The organism is Achromobacter sp. ACM02, assembly GCF_014851605.1.
Taxonomy (GTDB): domain Bacteria; phylum Pseudomonadota; class Gammaproteobacteria; order Burkholderiales; family Burkholderiaceae_B; genus Achromobacter; species Achromobacter aegrifaciens.
The window spans coordinates 99,554-121,480 of record NZ_JACUZY010000009.1; the positions used below are offsets into that span (position 1 = coordinate 99,554).

Annotated in this window: 18 protein-coding genes; 9 read left to right on the forward strand and 9 right to left on the reverse strand. The window is 65.1% G+C overall.

The window, feature by feature from the left end; all coding sequences use genetic code 11:
• Positions 1 to 17 precede the first annotated feature (17 nt).
• Positions 18 to 1,904, reverse strand: coding sequence for an ATP-dependent zinc metalloprotease FtsH (ftsH, locus tag IB258_RS24940; RefSeq protein ID WP_054451363.1), 1,887 nt, complete (start codon positions 1,902 to 1,904; stop codon positions 18 to 20).
• Between the two features lie 214 nt (positions 1,905 to 2,118).
• Entirely contained in the window at positions 2,119 to 2,751 is a 633-nt protein-coding gene (locus tag IB258_RS24945; protein ID WP_054451364.1) for an RlmE family RNA methyltransferase, read from the reverse strand.
• 18 nt (positions 2,752 to 2,769) lie between these two features.
• Between IB258_RS24945 and IB258_RS24950 the strand changes: the two genes are divergently transcribed.
• Positions 2,770 to 3,369 carry a YhbY family RNA-binding protein gene (locus IB258_RS24950; protein WP_054451365.1) on the forward strand — a complete coding sequence of 200 codons (600 nt, stop codon included), beginning with the start codon at positions 2,770 to 2,772 and terminating at the stop codon, positions 3,367 to 3,369.
• 129 nt (positions 3,370 to 3,498) lie between these two features.
• Here the strand turns inward: IB258_RS24950 and greA are convergent, their stop codons facing one another.
• The gene (greA, locus tag IB258_RS24955) at positions 3,499 to 3,975 is read right to left on the reverse strand and encodes a transcription elongation factor GreA (RefSeq protein ID WP_054451366.1); all 477 of its coding nucleotides are present in this window, start codon (positions 3,973 to 3,975) and stop codon (positions 3,499 to 3,501) included.
• Positions 3,976 to 4,623: 648 nt separating this feature from the next.
• Here greA and IB258_RS24960 point away from each other — a divergent pair.
• Complete coding sequence (locus IB258_RS24960) at positions 4,624 to 6,243, forward strand: methyl-accepting chemotaxis protein (protein WP_192353341.1); 1,620 nt, start codon at positions 4,624 to 4,626, stop codon at positions 6,241 to 6,243.
• Positions 6,244 to 6,295: 52 nt separating this feature from the next.
• Here the strand turns inward: IB258_RS24960 and IB258_RS24965 are convergent, their stop codons facing one another.
• The gene (locus IB258_RS24965) at positions 6,296 to 7,606 is read right to left on the reverse strand and encodes a solute carrier family 23 protein (RefSeq protein WP_054451368.1); all 1,311 of its coding nucleotides are present in this window, start codon (positions 7,604 to 7,606) and stop codon (positions 6,296 to 6,298) included.
• A 138-nt stretch (positions 7,607 to 7,744) separates the two neighbouring features.
• On the opposite strand from IB258_RS24965, the gene IB258_RS24970 reads away from it, so the two are divergent.
• The 6 genes from IB258_RS24970 to IB258_RS24995 all read left to right on the forward strand — a co-directional run bounded on the left by IB258_RS24970 (position 7,745) and on the right by IB258_RS24995 (position 14,091).
• Positions 7,745 to 8,173, forward strand: a complete 429-nt coding sequence (locus tag IB258_RS24970) for a hypothetical protein (RefSeq protein ID WP_192353342.1) — start codon at positions 7,745 to 7,747, stop codon at positions 8,171 to 8,173.
• Between the two features lie 129 nt (positions 8,174 to 8,302).
• Positions 8,303 to 9,628: an ABC transporter substrate-binding protein gene (locus IB258_RS24975; protein WP_054451370.1), complete on the forward strand. Its 1,326-nt coding sequence runs from the start codon at positions 8,303 to 8,305 to the stop codon at positions 9,626 to 9,628.
• Positions 9,629 to 9,714: 86 nt separating this feature from the next.
• The gene (locus tag IB258_RS24980) at positions 9,715 to 11,427 is read left to right on the forward strand and encodes an iron ABC transporter permease (protein ID WP_192353343.1); all 1,713 of its coding nucleotides are present in this window, start codon (positions 9,715 to 9,717) and stop codon (positions 11,425 to 11,427) included.
• Positions 11,424 to 12,509 (forward strand): ABC transporter ATP-binding protein, encoded by a 1,086-nt coding sequence (locus IB258_RS24985; protein WP_054451372.1) that lies wholly within the window; start codon positions 11,424 to 11,426, stop codon positions 12,507 to 12,509. The genes IB258_RS24980 and IB258_RS24985 overlap by 4 nt, the downstream gene beginning before the upstream one ends.
• A gap of 10 nt (positions 12,510 to 12,519) precedes the next feature.
• The gene (locus tag IB258_RS24990; RefSeq protein WP_054451373.1) at positions 12,520 to 13,428 is read left to right on the forward strand and encodes a LysR family transcriptional regulator; all 909 of its coding nucleotides are present in this window, start codon (positions 12,520 to 12,522) and stop codon (positions 13,426 to 13,428) included.
• A gap of 18 nt (positions 13,429 to 13,446) precedes the next feature.
• The gene (locus IB258_RS24995; RefSeq protein WP_013395601.1) at positions 13,447 to 14,091 is read left to right on the forward strand and encodes a histidine phosphatase family protein; all 645 of its coding nucleotides are present in this window, start codon (positions 13,447 to 13,449) and stop codon (positions 14,089 to 14,091) included.
• Between the two features lie 4 nt (positions 14,092 to 14,095).
• Here the strand turns inward: IB258_RS24995 and IB258_RS25000 are convergent, their stop codons facing one another.
• The 3 genes from IB258_RS25000 to carA form a co-directional block, all read right to left on the reverse strand.
• Positions 14,096 to 14,860: an SDR family oxidoreductase gene (locus tag IB258_RS25000; RefSeq protein ID WP_054451375.1), complete on the reverse strand. Its 765-nt coding sequence runs from the start codon at positions 14,858 to 14,860 to the stop codon at positions 14,096 to 14,098.
• Positions 14,861 to 14,949: 89 nt separating this feature from the next.
• On the reverse strand, positions 14,950 to 18,189 hold the full coding sequence (gene carB / locus IB258_RS25005; RefSeq protein WP_054451376.1) for a carbamoyl-phosphate synthase large subunit: 3,240 nt from the start codon (positions 18,187 to 18,189) through the stop codon (positions 14,950 to 14,952).
• Positions 18,190 to 18,199: 10 nt separating this feature from the next.
• Entirely contained in the window at positions 18,200 to 19,354 is a 1,155-nt protein-coding gene (gene carA / locus IB258_RS25010; RefSeq protein WP_059380170.1) for a glutamine-hydrolyzing carbamoyl-phosphate synthase small subunit, read from the reverse strand.
• A gap of 219 nt (positions 19,355 to 19,573) precedes the next feature.
• Between carA and tal the strand changes: the two genes are divergently transcribed.
• On the forward strand, positions 19,574 to 20,527 hold the full coding sequence (gene tal / locus IB258_RS25015) for a transaldolase (protein ID WP_192353344.1): 954 nt from the start codon (positions 19,574 to 19,576) through the stop codon (positions 20,525 to 20,527).
• A 62-nt stretch (positions 20,528 to 20,589) separates the two neighbouring features.
• Here the strand turns inward: tal and IB258_RS25020 are convergent, their stop codons facing one another.
• On the reverse strand, positions 20,590 to 21,117 hold the full coding sequence (locus tag IB258_RS25020) for a carboxymuconolactone decarboxylase family protein (RefSeq protein WP_192353345.1): 528 nt from the start codon (positions 21,115 to 21,117) through the stop codon (positions 20,590 to 20,592).
• Positions 21,118 to 21,129: 12 nt separating this feature from the next.
• On the reverse strand, positions 21,130 to 21,924 hold the full coding sequence (locus tag IB258_RS25025; protein ID WP_054451381.1) for an ABC transporter permease: 795 nt from the start codon (positions 21,922 to 21,924) through the stop codon (positions 21,130 to 21,132).
• Between the last annotated feature and the right edge of the window lie 3 nt (positions 21,925 to 21,927).

Sequence of the window (21,927 nt, forward strand, 5' to 3'; positions counted from 1 at the left end):
ACTCAGGATGAGCAGCCTCAGACAGCGGCAGCCGTATTGCCACCTGCCGCCAGGCCCGTGGGCGGCGTATCGGACGTATCCGACGGGCCCTGAGGCGTCTTCGGGGGACGCGGAGGACGGCCCTCGATGATGTCGTTGATCTGGTCGGCGTCGATGGTTTCCCATTCGAGCAGCGCGGAGGTCATGACTTCGACCTTGTCGCGGTTGTCTTCCAGGATCTTGCGCGCAACGCTGTACTGCTCGTCGATGATGCGGCGGATCTCGGTGTCCACCTTCTGCATGGTGGCTTCCGACATGTGCGTGGTCTTGGTGACGCTGCGGCCCAGGAACACTTCGCCTTCGTTCTCGGCGTAGACCATCGGGCCCAGCTCGTCGGTCATGCCGTAGCGCGTGACGATGTCGCGGGCGATGGCGGTGGCGCGTTCGAAGTCGTTCGAGGCTCCCGTCGTCATCTGGTCCATGAAGATTTCTTCGGCGATGCGGCCGCCGAACAGCACGGCAATGGTGGACAGCAGACGACCCTTGTCCATGCTGTAGCGGTCGGTCTCAGGCAGCTGCATGGTCACGCCCAGCGCACGGCCGCGCGGGATGATGGTGACCTTGTGGACCGGATCGGTCTTGGGCAGCAGGCGGGCGACGATCGCGTGGCCGGACTCGTGGTACGCGGTGTTCTTGCGTTCCTCTTCGGGCATCACGATGGAGCGGCGTTCCGCACCCATGATGATCTTGTCCTTGGCCTTTTCGAAGTCGGACATGTCGACCGTGCGGCCATTGCGGCGGGCGGCGAACAGCGCGGCTTCGTTGACCAGGTTGGCCAGGTCGGCGCCCGAGAAGCCCGGGGTGCCGCGCGCCAGCACGGTCGCGTCGACGTTGGGCGACAGCGGAACCTTGCGCATATGGACCTTCAGGATCTGCTCGCGGCCGCGGATATCGGGCAGCGGCACCACGACCTGGCGGTCGAAGCGGCCCGGGCGCAGCAGCGCGGGATCCAGCACGTCGGGACGGTTGGTCGCGGCGATGACGATGACGCCCTGGCCGGACTCGAAGCCGTCCATTTCCACCAGCATCTGGTTCAGCGTCTGTTCGCGTTCGTCGTTGCCGCCGCCCAGGCCGGCGCCACGCTGGCGGCCGACCGCATCGATTTCGTCGATGAAGATGATGCAGGGAGCGTGCTTCTTGGCGTTTTCGAACATGTCGCGCACGCGGGCCGCGCCCACGCCGACGAACATTTCAACGAAGTCGGAACCCGAGATGCTGAAGAACGGCACCTTGGCTTCGCCCGCGATGGCCTTGGCCAGCAGCGTCTTGCCGGTACCCGGCGAGCCGACCATCAGCACGCCGCGCGGAATGCGGCCGCCCAGCTTCTGGAACTTGCTGGGGTCCCGCAGGAAATCGACCAGTTCCTGGACGTCTTCCTTGGCTTCGTCGCAGCCGGCAACGTCGGCGAAGGTGATCTGGTTGGTGTTCTCGTCGAGCATGCGGGCGCGCGATTTGCCGAAGCTGAACGCCCCGCCCCTGCCGCCGCCCTGCATCTGGCGCATGAAGAACACCCAGACGCCGATCAGCAACAGCATGGGGAACCACGACACGAAGATGCTCATCAGCAACGACTGCTCTTCGCGCGGCTTGCCCGACACCTGGACGCCATACTTCAGCAGATCGGAGACCATCCAGAGGTCGCCCGGCGAAGTCAGCGTGTAGGCGCGGCCCGCGTCAGGGGTGACGTACAGCACGTCGCCCTGGACGTCGACCTTGCGGATACGTCCCGCCTTGGCGTCGTCCATGAACTGCGTGTAGGTCACGCCGTCCTGGGTCTGAGCGCGTCCGTCGAACTGTTTGAAGACGGTGAACAGCACGAGGGCTATCACCATCCAGACAGCGACTTTCGAAAATGAATTATTCAAGGTCGATCTCCTGCTTTCGATTCCGACCGGCGACCGCGCACCCGCATATGGCACAGTCACAAGTATGTCAATAGCTCATTCTACCCTGTCAGACCAGATTGCGTCCCGGGATGCCTGAGCCCCTCTGAGTTGTGTCTTATTCGCGAATTTTCTGGTCGTTGTCCCGGCAGGCTGTAGGTTTTTCGAATCCGAGGCGGCGCGCCCCGGACCCGGGCTACTTCAGATCGCGCGCAACCAGAAAGGTTTCGGAGGATTTGTCCCGCGATGCCTTCGGCTTGCGTTCGACCACCCGCTTGAAGCGCTGCTTGAAGGATTCCACGATCTGCGAAAAGCCGCTGCCGTGGAAAGCCTTGACGATCAGCGCCCCGTTGGGCTTGAGGTGGGCGCAGGAGAATTCCATCGCCAACTCGCACACATGCTGGATGCGCGCGGAGTCGGCAATACCCACCCCTGACAAGTTGGGGGCCATGTCGGAAATAACAAGGTCCACCGCGCGCGATCCGACCATGTCTTCCAATTGTTTCAAAACTTCATCTTCGCGGAAGTCGCCCTGGATGAATTCAACGCCCGCCACGGGTTCCATGGGCAGGATATCGAGCGCGATGATGCGTCCGTCCACGACCCCGCCCGGCCCCGCCAGGCGCTCGCGCGCCACTTGGGACCAGCTGCCGGGCGCCGAACCCAGGTCGACCACGAGGTCGCCCCGGCGCATCAGCTTCTCGGTATCCAGGATCTCGATCAGCTTGAAGGCGGCGCGGGCCCTGTAGCCCTTCTGTTGCGCCAGCTTCACATAGGGATCGTTGATGTGCTGGTGAATCCAGTCTTTAGAGAATTTATTCTTGGCCATTACCGTACAATTCCACGCATGCCTATATTAGAACTTACCTCTCGTGAGCGCAGCGACCTTCGGTCCGCCGCTCACCCTTTGCGCCCCGTCGTCCTGATTGGCGACAATGGCCTGACCGAAGCCGTGCTCAAGGAAATCGACCTGGCGCTGACTTCGCATGGCCTCATCAAGGTGCGCGCCGGCGGCGACGACCGCGAGGCCCGCGACGCAATGCTGTCGACCATCTGCGACACGCTTTCCTGCGCCCCGGTGCACCACCTGGGCAAGACACTGATCCTGTTCCGCCCGCTGGCCGGCAACATCAAGCCCGCCGCGCTGGCCGCCATGGAACCCGAACGCCCTGCCAAGCGCCGCGCCTCTGAGCCGCACACGCCCAAGAAGCTGGCCGCCGAAGGCAAGACCCTGGCCAAGCGTCCGCGCCGCAGCGAATCCGAAGAGCCCAAGCCGAAGACGCGCTTCGTGCCCCAGGACCAGCTCAACAAGAACGGCAAGCCCATGCGCCCTGGCACCAGGAAGACCACCGCCAGCGGTCACGGCATTCCCCGCCGCGCCGGCAGCGCGCTCAGCCTGCGGGCCGGAGCACGCAGCGGCACCAGCCGCAAGTCGACGAAAAGGTAAGTGCAGGCACAAAAACGGGCGCTTTACGCGCCCGGTCCACCATAGCGATCCGCATTAAACCGCGGAATTCAGTCGAACGCACGGTTCGGACTATGGTGTTTTGACAACTTCCAGCTTACTACGTTGGCGTCAGATGTAGCGCACGCCCAGGACTTCATACTCGCGAACGCCAGCCGGGGCCTTGACCTCGACCACATCGCCTTCGCTTTTGCCGATCAACGCGCGCGCCACCGGGCTGGACACGGAAATCAGGTTCGACTTGATGTCGGCTTCAACGTCGCCGACGATTTGGTACGTCACACGATCGCCCGAGTCCAGGTCCTCGATGTCGACGGTGGCGCCAAACACGGCGCGGCCTTCGGCATCCAGGGCGGTAGGATCGATCAGGTGGGCGTTGGAAAGCGTGCCTTCAAGCTCGGCAATCCGGCCCTCGATAAAGCCTTGGCGCTCGCGAGCAGCGTCGTACTCGGCATTTTCCGACAGATCACCCTGCGCACGCGCTTCAGCGATCGCGTTGATAACGGCAGGACGTTCCACGGTTTTCAGCCGCTGGAGCTCTTCTTGCAAGCGCTCGGCCCCGCGCACGGTCAAAGGAATGGCAGACATGTCGTTTCCCAAACAAAAGTAGAAAACGCCCCGGACGGAGCGTTCTCGGTGAAGGTCGGAATCCTGGCGCGCGCAGGCAGCTGGGTAAAAGCAAAAACTGGCGAGCGGCGCGGACGACCAAAACAAAACCCCGGCTCGGGTCGGAACCGGGGCAATCAAGGTCATATTGTGGTCAAAGTCCACGGGAATTGCAAGCCGCCGGAGAAACCGCTGTTTTCGCCGCATTTCGCCGCTGTAACCCGCTAAAACCCGTCATTTTTTTCAGTTTTTCCTGATCCGCCCGAAAGCCGGATGGGGCAGGCCGCAATCGCGCTCCGCAGCGCAGGTGTGGCGTAAAAACTACTCTTCGATAGTTTTTTGCAACAGCCGAGGCTTACCTCTCAAAAACGCCAGCAAAAACGGACTGAATCAGTATAAAACAACAAATTGTGTCATTCATAACAATTTAATACATTGAAATCACTGCCGATTGGCCGGGCTGCTGATCGCAAGCACGTGCCAGGCGCAGGAGTCTTGTTTTTGCGGGTAGTTGCAGTGGAGGCGGACGCATCGCAGCCACCCGGCGCGACGTTCGCCATTCCGCCACTCGGCGGGCGGCCTGGGCCGTTCCTTCGCACGGCGGATCGCGTTCAAGAACGAGGAGCTCTCATGCTGGAAAAATTGAAAGTCCGTACTGGAATGCTGTTGGTGCTGGGCTGCTTCGTCGTCGCCCTGGCGCTGGCTTGCGGCTTGAGCTGGATGAACGCCGAAAAAAGCGTGACCGAAATCAAGGACCTGAACAATGTCGCGGTCCATCAGGTCGACCCGCTCTACGAGGCCAACGCCGCCCTGCTGCGCGCGCGACTGGCGCTCGGCGCGGGCATGGCTGCCATGCAGGCCGGCGGCATGGACCAGGCCGGGCTGGCCGGCGACGAAGCCGCCAGCCATCTGAAGCAGGCGCGCGAGCGCTTCGCCCGCTACATGGCCGTCCCCAAGAGTCCTCGCGGTCAGGAGCTGGCCCAGACGCTGCAGGGACGCTTCACCGAGTACGCCGCCATCCTGGACACACTGGAATCCGACCTCAAGGCACGCTCGCCTGCCAAGTACCGCCAGGACGAGGGGCGGCTGCCCCAGGCAGACGCCTACTTCATGAAAGACATGCAAGCCTTCCTGGCCCGGGTCCAGGAGCGCAGCGACGGCGTGCTGGCAAGCTCGGAGCAAACCTACTCCACCGCCCGGATCTCGGCGGTCGCGCTGATATCCGCCGCCCTGCTGCTGACGGCATTGTGCTGGACCTTCATCCGGCGCGCCGTGCTGCGTCCGCTGCAGGAGGCAGGCAGGCATTTTGACCGCATCGCGGCCGGCGACCTGACGAACCGCGTGGAAACCCGCTCCAACAATGAGATCGGCGTCCTGTTCGCTTCGCTCAAACGCATGCAGGAGGGCCTCACCCGCACGGTGACGTCCGTGCGCCAGGGCGTGGATGAGATCAATGTGGGCGCGGCGGAAATCGCTGCCGGCAACTCCAACCTGTCAGTGCGTACCGAAGAACAGGCCGCGGCGCTCGAAGAAACCGCATCCACCATGGAAGAGCTGGCGGTGACCGTCAAGCAGAATGCGGAAAACGCCGCCCAGGCCAATCAGTTGGCCGCGGTCAGCATGGACGTGGCGCAGCGCGGCGGCCAGAACGTGGAGCAGGTGGTGGCCACGATGCACGGCATCTCGGACAGTTCGCGGCGGATCGCGGACATCGTGTCCGTGATCGATGGCATCGCCTTCCAGACCAACATCCTGGCGCTGAATGCCGCGGTGGAAGCCGCGCGCGCCGGCGAACAGGGCAAGGGCTTTGCCGTGGTCGCGGGCGAAGTCCGCACCCTGGCCCAGCGCGCGGCGCAGGCCGCCAAGGAGATCAAGACGCTGATCGAAGCTTCGGTGGACACGGTCGCCGCCGGTTCGGCCCAGGTCGCCGCAGCCGGGCAGACCATGCAGGAAATTGTGGATTCCGTGCAGCGGGTGGCGGCGATCATGGCCGAGATCTCGGCCGCTTCGACGCAGCAAGCCGGCGGCATAGACCAGGTCAGCCTGGCAATTTCGCAAATGGACGAGGTGACCCAGCAGAACGCCGCGCTCGTCGAGGAAGCGTCAGCGGCGGCAGCCGCGATGGAGGAACAGGCGCGGCGCCTGGCGGAAGCCACCGCGGTATTCAAGACGCAATCCGGACAGGTGATCGAGGCGGTGCCGGTGGCCGTGACCGCCACGGCCTCTGCCACGAGGCTGTCGAGCACGTAGGCGCGCTGGCCGGCCACGCGCGCGACGCCGGGTCCGCGCGTGGTCGCGCCGCTTACTTCCTGCGGCGCAGCAAGGCGTACAGGATGATGGCGCCGAAGGTGGCGGTGCCGATGCCACCCAGCGTGAAGTTACCCAACTTGACCGTGAAGTCGCCCGCGCCCAGCACCAGCGTGACCGCAGCCACGATGAGGTTGCGGTTGTCGCTGAAGTCCACTTGGTTGACCACCCAGATACGGGCGCCGGCAATGGCGATCAGGCCGAACACCACCACCGACATGCCGCCCAGCACGGGCCCCGGGATCATCTGGATCAGCGCGCCGAACTTGGGCGAGAAGCCCAGCACGATGGCGATCAGGGCGGCGACCACGAACACCAGGGTGGAATAGATGCGCGTGACCGCCATCACCCCGATGTTCTCGGCGTAGGTGGTGACGCCCGTGCCGCCCACGGCGCCGGACACCATGGTGGCGACCCCGTCGCCGACGAAGGCGCGGCCCAGATAGCGGTCCAGGTCCTGTCCGGTCATGGCGCTGACGGCCTTCACGTGGCCCAGGTTCTCGGCCACCAGGATGATGGCGACAGGCACGATCAGGCCCATGGCCTCGGCCTTGAACACCGGCGCGGCGAAATGCGGCAAGCCGAACCAGGCCGCGGCGGCCACGCCCGAAAAGTCGATGGGCTTGCCCAGCCCCATGCCGTTGGCCAGGATGCCGTACACCACGCAGGCCAGGATCATGCCGACCAGGATCAGCAGGCGCTGCACCATGCCCCTGGTGAACACGGCGATGCCGCCCACGCAGAGGATGGTGACCATGGACATCACGCTGTCGAAACCGGATGCGCCCATCGCGCCCTTGGCGGCGATCGGGGCCAGGTTCAGGCCAATGACCGCAACCACCGCGCCCGTGACGACGGGCGGCATCAGGGTGTCGATCCAGTTCGCGCCGCCGCCGGCGCGCGCGTTGACGAACCAGACGATCAGGCCGATCAGCGTGTAGGCCAGGCCGCAGGCGATGATGGCGCCCAGCGCGACGCCGATATTGGCGTTCGCCCCGCCGCCGGCATAGCCGGTCACCGCGATCACGCCGCCGATGAAGGCGAAGCTGGAACCCAGGTAGCTGGGAACGCGTCCGCCCACGAACAGGAAGAAGATCAGCGTGCCGATGCCTGACATCAGGATGGCGACGTTCGGGTCAAAGCCCATGAGCAGCGGCGCCAGCACGGTGGAGCCGAACATGGCAACCACGTGCTGGGCGCCCATGGCCACGTTCTTGGGCCAGGACAGCCTTTCGTCGGGCGCGATGATGACGCCGGGCTCGGCGTCGTCCGCCAGGCGCCAGCGCGGAAAGTAGGAATTGGACATGGATATCCCAAAGTAGGTGTTGGGTGTGAGCGGGCGCCAGTGTAAAGGGGGCCGCAAACAGGGGGCAATGCTTAAGTTCACCGTCAGAATGCCGTACTAGTGAAAACCCCGAAATCCTCATAGGCGGCAGGAGCAATCATGGCGATCGATCCCATCAGCGGCAGTTCCCAAATCAACAGCCTGGCCGACCTCTGGGCCCAGAAGATCCAGGCCAACAAGGAAGCCAAGAGCGCCTCGGACGCGGAAGCGAGCACGGTGTCCGCGGACGGCAAGATCCGCGTCAACAACCCAGGCGGCCTGAAAATGGGCAACGTGCAGGAAGCCAAGGAAACCGAAGACTCCAGCAACGACGACGCCTACACACGCCAGATCAAGGAACTGCAGAAGCAGCTCAAGCGCGTGATGGACCAGATCGCCAAGGTCAAGGCCAGCAGCATGCCGGCCGAAATGAAGGCCCAGCAACTGATGGCGCTCAACGCCCAGGCGATGCAGATCCAGCAGCAGATCACCGCAGTGATGGACAAGCAGGCCCGGGCCATGCAAGGCGGCATATCCGCCACGGCCTAGCGGGCAAGGCTCGGCGCCCCGCCCGGCCGGGGCGCCCGCATTGATGGCGCGCATCAAAATTTGTGATTGGACGCTGCCCAGGCCGGCCAGTACTGTCTCCGGACAAATCTAAAACTACGGAGACAAACCATGCATGCAATGCGCACAGCCCTTGCAGGTGCGGTGCTGGCCGTTTGCGCGGCCCCTGCCCTGGCAGGCACCGTCACGGTGATCACGTCGTTCCCCAAAGACCTCACCCAGGCCTACAAGACGGCCTTCGAAAAGGCCAATCCCGGCATCACGCTGGAAGTCCTGAACAAGAACACGGTATCGGGCATCGCCTATGTGCGCGAAACGCCCGCCGGCCAGCGCCCCGAGGTGTTCTGGGCCAGCGCGCCCGACGCCTTCGAAGTGCTGGGCCGCGACAAGCTGCTGGCAAGTTCCACCGACGTCGCCAACAAGCAGGTGCCTGACAAGATCGGCAACTATCCCATCAACGATCCGGGCGGCATGTATTTGGGCCAGGCCCTGGCCGGCTACGGCATCATCTACAACACCCGCTACATCGCGGCGCACAAGATCCCTGCGCCGGTGGAATGGAAGGACCTGCTGTCGCCGCAGTGGTTCGGCCATGTCGGGATCACCTCGCCGTCGCGCTCGGGCACCATGCACCTGACGGTGGAAACGATCCTCCAGGGCGAAGGCTGGGACGAAGGTTGGAGCACCTTGCTGCGCATGTCGGGCAACAGCAGCGCCGTGACCGAGCGTTCGTTCGGCGTACCCGACGGCGTGAACAACGGCCAGTTCGGCGCCGGCCCGGTGATCGACTTCTTCGGCCTGTCCAGCAAGTATTCCAAGTTCCCGGTCGAATTCGTCTACCCCTCCGAAACCGCCATCGTGCCGGCCAACATCGCGCTGATCGCCGGCGCGAAGAACTCTGAGGAAGGCAAGAAGTTCATCGCCTTCACCCTCAGCCAGGCCGGGCAGGAATTGCTGCTGGAGCCCAAGATCTCGCGCCTGCCAGTGCTGCCCTACACGGCGCTGGCCGGCAAGATTCCCCAGGGCTACCCCGACCCCGCTGAAATCGCCAAGCGCAGCAAGGTGCAATTCAACGCCGACCTGTCGCAGTCGCGCTATTACGTGGTGCAGTCACTGTATGACCAGACGGTCACGTTCCGCCTGAAGGAACTGCAGGCCGCCACCAAGGCCATCTACGACGCCGAAGCCAAGCTGGGCGACAAGGCCAAGAGCGGCAAGGCTGCCGAACTGCTGGCGCAGGCCCGCAAGCTGACCTGGGCGCCGCTGATCGACGGAAAGAAGGCCGCCGACCCGGCCTTCCTGGCGATCTTCGCCGGCAACAAGAAGGACGCCGCCGTGAACCAGCAGATCACTCAGCTGGAAGGCGAATGGAACGGCCGTTCCAAGGCGAACTACGAAGAAGCCGTGAAGCTCGCCAAGCAGGCCGCCGCGCTCTAGGCCGCCACACCCGCAGGACGCGCAGTGGACGGGCCGGTCCCGTCCGCTGCCGCGGTTTTCCCCTGGCAACGATTTCGGGAATCTCGATGAATTCTTCGGGCCACTCGCGCCTGCCCGTCGGCCCCCTGCTGACGGCGCTACTGGTGTTCGGTTTTCTGCTGCTGTTCCTTGCCGTGCCGGTGGGCACGGTGTTCTACAGCGCCTTCGTGAACGCCGACGGCAGCTTCACCATGGGCCACTTCGGCGCCTTCTTCAACCAGCCGCTGATGAAGGAAGCCTTCTTCAACAGCCTGTACGTGGCGGGCTGGTCGGCGCTGCTGGCGTCCCTGATCGCCGTGCCGCTGGCGTACTTCACGGTGCGCTTCGATTTCCGCGGCGCGCTGCTGATCCAGACGCTGGGCGTGCTGCCGCTGATCATGCCGCCCTTCGTGGGCGCGGTCGCGATGCAGCTGATCTTCGGCCGCTCGGGCAGCGTGAACCTGCTGCTCAATGACTGGTTCGGCTTCACCATTCCGTTCATGGAAGGCCTGAACGGCGTCATCTTCGTGGAAGCGCTGCACTACTTTCCCTTCATCCTGATGAACCTGGTGGTGGCGCTGCGCAACATCGACGGCGCCATGGAAGAAGCGGCCTTCAACCTGGGTTCGCGGGGCTTTCGCCTGTTCCGCCGCGTGATCTTCCCGCTGGCCCTGCCCGGCTACGTGGCTGGCGCCTCGCTGGTGTTCGTCAAGGTGTTCGACGACCTGGGCACGCCGCTGGTGCTGGGCACCACCAACATGCTGGCGCCGCAAGCCTATCTGCGCATCACGCAGGTGGGCCTGGAGGACCCGTTGGGCTATGTGATCAGCGTGATCATGGTGGGCTTCTCGATCCTGGCGTTGGGGCTGTCGGCACGGGTCCTCAAGGGCCGCGATTACTCCACCCTGCAGAAGGGCGGCGGCTCCATCCAGAAGCGCAAACTGCGCCCGATGGAGAGCGTGCTGGCCTATGGCTGGATCATCCTGGTGCTGCTGCTGGTGCTGTCGCCGCACATGGGCGTATTGCTGCTGTCGCTGGCCAGCGTCTGGAGCTTTGCGCCGCTACCTGACGGCTACACGCTGGCGCATTACGCCGCGGTGTTCTCCGAGTCGCAAGGCATGATCGCCAACACCCTGCTCTATTGCGGCCTGGCCGCCGGCGTGGACGTGATCCTGGGGACTGCCATTGCCTACCTGATGCTGCGCACCCGCTTGCCGGCGCGCCAGTGGCTGGACTTCCTGGCTTCCGCGGCGCTGGCGATTCCAGGCATCGTGCTGGCCATCGGCTTTCTGCGCACCTTCCGCGGCATAGAGCTGCCCGGCACGGGCACGTTGCTGACCTCGTCGTGGATCATCATCATGATCGCGTACTCGGTGCGCCGGCTGCCCTACGCCCTGCGTTCCTGCGTGGCCTCGCTGCAGCAGATCAACATCTCGCTGGAAGAGGCGGCGCAATCGCTGGGCGCGACGCGCATGAGCACCATACGGCGCGTGGTGGTGCCGCTCATGGCGGGCGGCATGCTGGCGGGCTTCGTGACCAGCTTCGTGACGGCGGCCGTGGAACTGTCGGCCACCATCATGCTGGTGACCAAGGATAGCCAGGCGCCCATGAGCTACGGCATCTATCTGTACATGCAGAGCGCAGCGGGGCGGGGTCCCGGCGCCGCGCTCGGCGTCCTGGCGGTGGCCGCGGTGGCCATCGGCACGTATGTCTCGCACCTGCTGGTGGAGCGCGCCCAGTCGCGCCAGCGGCCGGCTCGCAATGAAGGGGAATCCGCATGAAGAAAGTCAGCGTCGAATGCCGCAACATCCGGCTGTCCTATGGCAAGACGGAAGTGCTCAAGGACGTCAACATCAGCATCGAACCCGGCGAGTTCTTCGCGCTGCTGGGCCCCTCGGGGTCGGGCAAGTCCACGCTGCTGCGGCTGATCGCCGGCTTCAACCGGCACAGCGCCGGGCAGTTGCTGGTGGACGGCAAGGACATCAGCGGCACGCCGCCCTGGAACCGCAACATCGGCATGGTGTTCCAGAACTATGCGCTGTGGCCGCACATGACGGTCTGGGACAACGTGGCCTTCGGCCTGGTCGAACGCAAGCTGCCGCGCGCCGAGATCCATGCCAAGGTGGAGGCCGCGCTGGACCTCGTCGGCCTGTCCCAGTATGGCAAGCGCCGCCCCAACCAGCTTTCCGGCGGGCAGCAGCAGCGCGTGGCCCTGGCGCGCACCATCGTGATCGAGCCGCAGGTGCTGCTGCTGGACGAGCCTCTGTCCAACCTGGACAAGAAGCTGCGTGTGCAGATGCGCCAGGACCTGCTCAGCCTGCAGCGCCGGCTTGGCATCACCACCATCTTCGTCACCCACGACCAGGAAGAGGCCATGACCACCGCCGACCGCATGGCGGTGCTGGACCATGGCGTGGTCCAGCAGATCGGCGCGCCCAGCACCTTGTTCGACTATCCGGTGAACCGTTTCGTCGCCAACTTCGTGGGCACGATGAACGTGCTGGAAGGCGACGTGCGCGAACGCACCAGCGGCAGCGTGGTGCTGGCGGTGGAAGGCGTGGGCGACCTGCACCTGCCGCTCACGGGCGAAGCGCCCGCCGCTACCCGGCTGGCGGCCAGCTTCCGCCCGCACACGGTACAGATCGAAATGGCGGACGGGCTGGGCGACGCGCGCTATGTGTGGCTGCCGGGCATCGTGGAAAGCAGCGAATTCCTGGGCGAGTTCACCCGCTATCAGGTGCAGATCGGCGAGCAGCGGCTGACGGCGGACCAATCGCATCTGGCCGGGCTGTCGCCCTTCCCCATCGGCGCTCCGGTTTCCATCGGTCTCGAACCTACCCAAGTGCGGCTCCTGGCGGCCTAAACTCGGGGCCATGGAAATCTATCAGATCCGCGCCTTCGTCACCGTCGCCCGGCTGGGCAACCTGACGAAGGCGGCCGAGGCGCTGTCGCTGACCCAACCCGCCGTGACCGCGCAGATCAAGGCGCTGGAACAAAGCCTGGGCGTGGCCTTGTTCGACCGCAGCGGCGGCAGGCTGGCCTTGGCCAAGGCCGGCGAGGTGCTGCTGCCCACCGCCGAATCGCTGCTGGTGCTGGGCGCGCAGTTCAAATCCGAAGCCCAGCAGCTGCAAGGCAGCCTGCATGGCGCGGTCGAGCTGGGCGTGCCCAGCGAAAAGCCGGATTTCCTGCGCCTGGGCGAACTGGCCTCGGCCGTCACCCAGCGCCTGCCGCTGGTCGAGCTGAAGACCCAGACCCTGCCTGCCGCCGCGTTGGCGGAACAGGTCAGCACCGGCCGCCTGCCGGCGGCGCTGATCATCGCCGCGAATCCGCCGCGCGGCGTGCTTTGGCAGCCCCTGCGCAGCGTGCGCTACCGCATCGCCATGCCCAAGGAGCACGCCGCCGTGCTCAAGCGCGGCGGCTGGCGCGAGGTGGCGCAATTGCCCTGGCTGGACGGCCCCGCCGGCAGCCATACGCACCTGCTTTTGCGCGACATGTTCGAACGCCATGGCCTGTCGCCGCGCATCGTGATGCAGAATGACGACCAGGCCAACCTGGACGCGCTGGTGCGCGCGGGCGCCGGCTGCGCCCTGCTGCGCGAGGAAGCCGCGCTGGCCGGCGCGGCCTCGAACGACTTCATCGTCTGGGGCCAGGCGCGCGTGGACGCCATGCTGGGATTCATCCTGCCCTATGAGCGCGCTAGCGAGCCCGCGCTGGTCGCGTTAAGCTCGATCATTCAAACCATCTGGAAACCGCGCGCGCCCATCGCGTCCGGCCAGCTCTAAATCCGCATCAAGACCGTAATGACTGAAATCTGGTTCATCCGCCACGGCGAAACCGACTGGAACCGCCAGCGCCGCCTGCAAGGCTGGCAAGACATCCCCCTGAACGAATTCGGCGTCAACCAGGCCAGCCTGCTGGCCGCGCGCATGCGCGAAGAGGCCCGCCACACGCCCATCCACGCCATTTACAGCAGCGACCTGCAGCGCGCCCACGCCACCGCCGTGCCCGTGTCCGAACAGCTGGGCCTGCGCGTGCGCGTGGAGCCGGGCATCCGCGAGCGCGGCTTCGGCGTGCTGGAAGGCCTGGACCATGAACGCATCGATGTGCTGGCCCCCGAAGCCGCTGCCGCCTGGAAGAGCCGCGACCCGCTGCGTCCGCTGGACGGCGGCGAAACGCTGGGCCAATTCCAGTCCCGCGTCATTTCCACCGTGGACGACATCGCCAGCCGCCACGACGACGAACGCATCCTGATGTTCACGCACGGCGGCGTGCTGGACATCATCTGGCGCCATGCCTCGGGCGTGCCGTTGAACGGGCCGCGCGACGCCTCGCTGCTGAACGTCAGCATCAACCGCGTCGGCGTGCAGGGCCGTAAATGGCAGGTGCTGGACTGGGGCGACGTGGGCCACGTGACCGACGAAGTCGGCAACGACGTGGTGCCGTGAACGCTTAGCGCGCGCGGCGCGGCTTGCGCGGCGCGTTGCGTGCCAGCCTGTCGTAGACGGCATTGGGCAACAAGCGCATCAGCTTGGCCACGATGCCCATCTGCCACGGAATCACCACATAGGACGCGCCCCGCCCGATCGCGCTGCGCGCGCGGCGGGCGAAGGCGTCTGCTTCCATCAGGAAAGGCATGGAATACGGGTTGTGGGCCGTCATCGCCGTCTTGATGTAGCCGGGCGCGATCGTCACCACGTCTATGCCTTCGGCGGCCAGCTCCAGCCGCAGGCTTTCGCAATAGGTCACCACCGCCGACTTGGACGCGCTGTAGGCGCCCGCGCCCGGCAGCCCCCGCACCCCTGCCACGCTGGCGATGCCCACCAGCCTGCCCGACCCGGCCTGGCGCATGGACGCGATGAAGGGTTCGAAGGTTGCCACGGTGGCCAGCAGATTGGTGTCGACGATGGCCTTGAAGACGTCGTAGTCCTCGCCATGCTCGGTCAGGGTGCCGGCGCTGATGCCGGCGCTGGCGATGACCACGTCCACCCGGCCCTGGCAAAAGGCAATGAAATCCTGTGCCGCGGCATGCAGCGCCTGGCGGTCGCGCACGTCCACTGCATAGCAGCGGTGCTCGCCGGGCAGGCTGTCGGCCAGTTCGCGCAGCGCGTCCTCGCGCCGGCCCAGCAGGCCCAGCGTGGCGCCCGTAGACGCGTATTGCTGCGCCAAGGCGCGTCCCAGGCCGCTGCTGGCGCCGGTGATGAAGACTCTTTCCATGTGTGCCTGATGCCTGTCGTAGCGTTGCGGAATCGCGTTGCAAAAAAATAGGGCACGCTTTCGCGTGCCCTATTGTGTCGCTTGCCGGCTTAGCCTTGCAAGGAAGCGTGCAGCTCCTGCAGCGGATACACCTGCAGGCCCAGGCCTTGGCGCAGGTATTGCATGCCTTCGACCGCGGCGCGGGCGCCGGCGATGGTCGTGAAGAAGGTCACGCGGGCGGCCAGCGCCTGGGTGCGGATGGTGCGCGAATCAGCGATGGCGTTACGGCGCTCTTCGACGGTGTTGATGACCAGCGAGATCTCGCCGTTCTTCACCATGTCGACGATGTGCGGACGGCCTTCGGTGACCTTGTTCACCAGTTGAACCGGAATGCCGGCGGCTTCGATCTCGGCAGCCGTGCCACGCGTGGCGACCAGCTTGAAGCCGAGCGCGTGCAGGCCGCGCGCCACTTCCACCGCCAGGGGCTTGTCCTGGTTCTTGACGCTGATGAACACCGTGCCGGATTCCGGCAGGCGCACACCCGCGGCCAGCTGCGACTTGACGAAGGCTTCGCCGAAGCTCGTGCCCACGCCCATCACTTCGCCGGTCGACTTCATTTCCGGACCCAGGATGGTGTCCACGCCCGGGAACTTCACGAACGGGAACACGGCTTCCTTGACCGAGAAGTAAGGCGGCACGACTTCCTTGGTGATGCCTTGCGCAGCCAGGGTCTGGCCGGCCATGGCGCGCGCGGCGATCTTGGCCAATTGCAGGCCGGTGGCCTTGGAAACGTAGGGCACCGTGCGCGAAGCGCGCGGGTTCACTTCCAGCACGTAGACGTCGCCGCCCTGGATCGCGAACTGCACGTTCATCAGGCCGCTGACGTTCAATGCCTTGGCCATCATCGTGGTCTGGCGCTTGATCTCGGCGATGACTTCCGCCGACAGCGAGTACGGGGGCAGGCTGCAAGCCGAGTCGCCCGAGTGCACGCCGGCCTGCTCGATGTGTTCCATGACGCCGCCGATGAAGACGGTTTCGCCGTCGGCCAGGCAGTCCACGTCCACTTCGGTGGCGTTGTTCAGGAAGCGGTCCAGCAGCACCGGCGAGTCATTGCTGACCTTCACGGCCTCGCGCATGTAGCGCTCGAGGTCCTGCTGCTCGTGCACGATTTCCATGGCGCGGCCGCCCAGCACATAGCTGGGACGCACGACCAGGGGATAGCCGATTTCGGCGGCGTGGGCCAGGGCCTCGCCTTCGGTGCGCGCAGTGCGGTTGGGCGGCTGGCGCAGGCCGAGCTTGTTGAGCAGCTTCTGGAAGCGCTCGCGGTCTTCGGCCACGTCGATGGATTCAGGGCTGGTGCCGATGATGGGCACGCCGTTGGCTTCCAGGGCGCGCGCCAGCTTCAGCGGGGTCTGGCCGCCGTACTGGACGATCATGCCGACCGGGTTTTCCTTGTGGACGATTTCGAGCACGTCTTCGAGCGTCAGCGGCTCGAAGTACAGGCGATCCGAGGTGTCGTAGTCGGTGGACACGGTTTCCGGGTTGCAGTTGACCATGATGGTCTCGTACCCGTCATCGCGCAGCGCCAGCGCGGCGTGCACGCAGCAATAATCGAACTCAATGCCCTGGCCGATGCGGTTCGGACCGCCGCCCAGCACCACGATCTTCTTGCGGTCGGTGGGCGCGGCTTCGCACTCTTCCTCGTAGGTCGAGTACATGTAGGCCGTGCGGGTGGCGAATTCGGCGGCGCAGGTGTCGACGCGCTTGTAGACCGGACGCACGTTCAGCTGGTGGCGCAGCTTGCGCACTTCGGATTCCGAGGAATCCAGCAGGAAGGCCAGGCGGCGGTCGGAGAAACCGCGGCGCTTGAGTTCCCACAGCGTGGCGTAGTCCAGGTCAGCCAGCGTCTTCTGTTCCAGCGCCAGCTCGATGTCGACGATTTCCTTGATCTGCGACAGGAACCACGGATCGATGTGCGTGATGTTGTGCACTTCGTCCAGCGTGAAACCCTGCGCGAAGGCATCGCCCACGTACCAGATGCGTTCCGGACCGGGTTCGCCCAGTTCGACCTGCAGCTTTTCGCGGTCGGTGGTCTTCTGGTTCAGGCCGTCCACGCCCACTTCCAGGCCGCGCAGCGCCTTCTGGAAGGATTCCTGGAAGGTGCGGCCAATGGCCATGACTTCACCCACTGACTTCATCTGGGTGGTCAGGCGCGCGTCGGCAGTGGGGAATTTTTCGAAGGCGAAACGCGGCACCTTGGTGACCACGTAGTCGATCGAGGGCTCGAACGAGGCGGGCGTGGCGCCGCCGGTGATTTCGTTCTTGAGCTCGTCCAGCGTGTAGCCCACGGCCAGGCGCGCGGCGACCTTGGCGATGGGGAAGCCGGTAGCCTTGGACGCCAGCGCCGACGAACGCGACACGCGCGGGTTCATCTCGATGACGATCATGCGGCCGTTCTTGGGATTGACGGCGAACTGCACGTTCGAGCCGCCCGTATCCACGCCGATCTCGCGCAACACCGCGATCGATGCGTTACGCATGATCTGGTATTCCTTGTCGGTCAGCGTCTGAGCCGGCGCCACGGTGATGGAGTCGCCCGTGTGCACGCCCATCGGGTCCAGGTTTTCGATGGAGCAGACAATGATGCAGTTGTCCGCCTTGTCGCGGACCACTTCCATCTCGAATTCCTTCCAGCCCAGCAGCGACTCTTCGATCAGCAGTTCGCTGGTGGGCGAAGCTTCCAGGCCGCGGCGGCAGATGGTTTCGAATTCTTCGGCGTTGTAGGCGATGCCGCCGCCCGAACCGCCCATGGTGAAGCTGGGGCGGATCACGGCGGGGAAACCGGAGGTGCCGACTTCGGCCGCGATGCGGCGCTGCACTTCCCAGGCTTCGTCCATGCTGTGGGCGACGCCCGACTTGGCCGATTCCAGGCCGATGTCGGTCATGGCCTGCTTGAACTTCTGGCGGTCTTCGGCCTTTTCGATGGCGTGCTCGTTGGCGCCGATCAGCTCGACGTTGTGCTTCTTCAGCACGCCGTGGTGGGCCAGGTCCAGGGCGCAGTTCAGCGCGGTCTGGCCGCCCATGGTGGGCAGCAGCGCATCGGGCTTTTCACGCTCGATGATCTTTTCGACGGCTTGCCAGGTGATGGGCTCGATGTAGGTGACGTCGGCCGTTTCCGGATCCGTCATGATCGTGGCCGGGTTGCTGTTCACCAGGATGGTGCGGTAGCCCTCTGCCTTGAGCGCCTTGCACGCCTGTGCGCCGGAATAGTCGAATTCGCAGGCCTGCCCGATGATGATGGGGCCGGCGCCGATGATGAGTATGCTTTTTAGGTCTGTACGCTTGGGCATGATGCAATCTTTACTTTTGGCCGGACATCAGGGCGATGAACTTGTCGAACAGTTCAAGGATGTCGTGCGGACCCGGGCTGGCTTCGGGGTGACCCTGGAAGCAGAAGGCCGGGCGGTCGGTGAGCTCGAAGCCCTGCAGCGTGCCGTCGAACAGCGAGACGTGCGTCACGCGCGCGTTGGCCGGCAGGCTTGCCGCGTCGACAGCGAAACCGTGGTTCTGGCTGGTGATGAACACGCGCTTGGACTGGAGGTCCTGCACGGGGTGGTTGGCGCCGTGGTGGCCGGTCTTCATCTTGAGCGTCTTGCCGCCCAGCGCCAGGCCCATGATCTGGTGGCCCAGGCAGATGCCGAACACCGGCAGCTTCTTGTCCAGGAAGGCGCGCGTGGCTTCGATCGCGTAGTCGCAGGGCTCGGGGTCGCCAGGGCCGTTGGACAGGAACACGCCGTCGGGATTGAGCTTCAAGACTTCCTCGGCGCTGGTCTGGGCCGGCACCACCGTCAGGCGGCAGCCGCGGTCGGCCAGCAGGCGCAGGATGTTGGTCTTGATGCCGAAGTCGTAGGCCACGACGTGGAACTTGGACTGGTCGGGCTTGGAGAAGCCCTCGCCCAGTTGCCAGGTGCCTTCGGTCCATTCGGCGCGATCCTTGAGCGACACCACCTTGGCCAGGTCCTGGCCGGCCATGCCGGCAAAACCGCGGGCCAGCTCGACGGCGCGCTCGGCGTCGGTGCCGACGAAGATGCAGGCGCCCTGGGCGCCCTTTTCACGCAGGATGCGGGTGAGCTTGCGGGTGTCGATGCCGGAAATGGCGACGACGCCTTGCTCGGAGAGGTACTCAGGCAACGATTGCGTGGAACGGAAGTTCGACACGCGGGCGGGACAGTCGCGGACCACCAGGCCGGCGGCAAAGACGCGCTTGGCTTCCACGTCTTCGGCGTTGACGCCGGTATTGCCGATGTGCGGATAGGTCAGCGTGACGATCTGGCCGCTATAGCTGGGATCGGTGAGAATTTCCTGGTACCCGGTCATCGCGGTGTTGAACACCACTTCGGCAACGGTATGCCCAGGCGCACCGATCGACACGCCTCGAAAAATGGTACCGTCCGCCAGAGCCAGAATTGCAGGAGGGAAGCGGTTGATCCCCTCGGGAAAGAGTTGCGGCAGCACAGTAAACCCCGGTTTTAGAATCGATAATCAAACCTTCGGATTATACCTTGAGCGGCCGTTTTTCTCGGGGAACCGCGCCAAATAAGGCCGGAAACGGGGTTTTGGCCTGTTTTTCCGCGTCCCGCCGTCCCCCTCCGCCGTCCGGCCGGCAGCGCGCCTGCGGCCTCGGTGATACGCTAGGACACCTTCAACCCTAGCCTGCAGCGAGCCGTACCGTCCATGCCCAGCCAACTTGACGCCCTGCGCAACCACACCACCGTCGTCGCCGACACGGGGGATTTCGAAGCGATGAAGGCGTTGCGTCCCACCGACGCCACCACAAACCCGTCCCTAATTCTTAAGGCCGTCCAGCAGGACGCCTACCGTCCCCTGCTGGAAAAGACCGCGCGCGAACACCGCGGCGCGCCCACTGCCGAACTCATGGATCGCCTGCTGGTGGCCTTTGGCCGCGCCATCCTGGACATCGTGCCCGGCCGCGTGTCGACTGAAGTCGACGCCCGCCTGTCCTTCGACACCCGCGCCACCATCGAACGCGCCCGCAGCCTGATCGCCCTGTACGAAGCCGCTGGCGTGCCGCGCGAGCGCGTGCTGATCAAGATCGCCTCGACCTGGGAAGGCATCCAGGCGGCCCGCGCCCTGCAATCGGAAGGCGTGCGCTGCAACCTGACCCTGCTGTTCTCGCTGCCGCAGGCCGTGGCCTGCGCCGATGCCCGCGTGCAGCTGATCTCGCCCTTCGTCGGCCGCATCTACGACTGGCACAAGAAGTCCGCCGGCGCCAACTGGGTCGAGGCCGACAATGCCGGGGCGCGCGATCCCGGCGTGCTGTCCGTCACGCGGATCTACCAGTACTACAAGCACTTCGACATCCCCACGGAAATCATGGGTGCGAGCTTCCGCAACGTGGGCCAGATCCTGGCGCTGTCGGGCTGCGACCTGCTGACCATCAGCCCCGAGCTGCTGACCAAGCTGGCCGGCACCGAGGGCGACGCGCCCGCGCAATTGCGCGCCGACGACGTGCCCGCCAACATTGCCCCCATCGGCGCGGACGAGGTCACCTTCCGCACCCTGCTCAACGAGGATGCGATGGCCAGCGAAAAACTGTCGGAAGGCATCCGCCTGTTCGTGGCGGACGCGGTCAAGCTGGATGCGTTGATCGAGGCGCAGCGCGCCTGAGCGCGACTTTCCGCTGCCACATCCGCAAGCATGCGCGCGGCCCTTGCGGCCGCGCGCGTACGTCAGCGGTGATCGTGTGAATGCACCTGCAGCGCTTCCAGGAAGCGCGACACCATGTTGTAGGCCGCCACCGTCGCGGTCAGCTCCACGATGAGCTTTTCGGAGCCCATCGCCGCCTTCGCCGCCTGGAACACCGGTTCCGGCACCTGCACATGTCGCGTCATGGCATCGGTGTAGGCCAGCACCGCCCTTTCGCGTTCATCGAACAGGTCTGACGCTTCCCAATCATTGAGCGCGTCCAGCTGCGCTTGCGAAACGCCTTCCTTCAGCGCGATCGGCGCATGCTGGTCGGCCTCGTAGGGCGCGCCGTTGATGGCCGCCACGCGCATGATGACCAGCTCGCGCAGATCGCCAGGCAAGGTGCTGAGCTGGCGGATCGAGGTCAGGTAATTGAGCCAGCCGCCGGCCACCGCGGGGCTGTGCAGCAGCATCTGGTACAGGTGCAGGACGCTGCCGCGTTCGGCGACGATGCGGTCGACCAGAGGCTTGGCTTCGGGATGGGTCAGGTCGGCGTAGGGTAGACGGGCCATGGGAAACTCCGGTCAGATCTTTTCGGTTTCGCCGGACCTGGGCTGCCATTTCATCAGCCGCTTTTCGCCCATGCCGACGATGGCGTCCAGCACCAGCGCAAAAGCCGTGAGCACGATGATGCCCGCGAACACGGTGTTGACGTCGAAAGTGCCTTCGGCCTGCAGGATCAGGTAGCCCACGCCGCTGGCCGAGCCCAGATACTCGCCCACCACCGCGCCCACGAAGGCCAGGCCCACGGAGGTATGCAGGCTGGAAAACACCCAGCTGGTGGCAGACGGCAGGTAAACGTGCCGCAACAGCTGGCGGCGGCGCGCGCCCAGCATCCTGGCGTTGTCCAGCAAGGTGGGGCTGACTTCGCGCACGCCCTGGTAGACATTGAAGAACACGATGAAGAACACCAGCGTCACGGCCAGCGCCACCTTGGACCAGATGCCCAGGCCGAACCACATGCCGAAGATGGGCGCCAGGATGACGCGCGGCATCGAGTTGGCGGCCTTGATGTAGGGATCGAGGATCGCGCTTGCGCCGGGCGACAGACCCAGCCACAGGCCAAAGGCCAGGCCGGCGATGGTGCCGATGAAAAACGCCAGCACGGTTTCGGTCAGCGTCACGCCCAGGTGGGTATAGATGTCCGCGTTGGTCACGAACCAGGCCCAGATGCGGCCCCACACTTTCAGCGGCTCGCCGAAAAAGAAGGCCACCTTGGGATCGCGCGACGCGAAATGCCAAACGAGAAGAATGATGACGAGCAGCAGCAACTGCCAGAAGCGCAGGCTGGCCGAACCGGGTTTGATCAGCTTGGACATGGC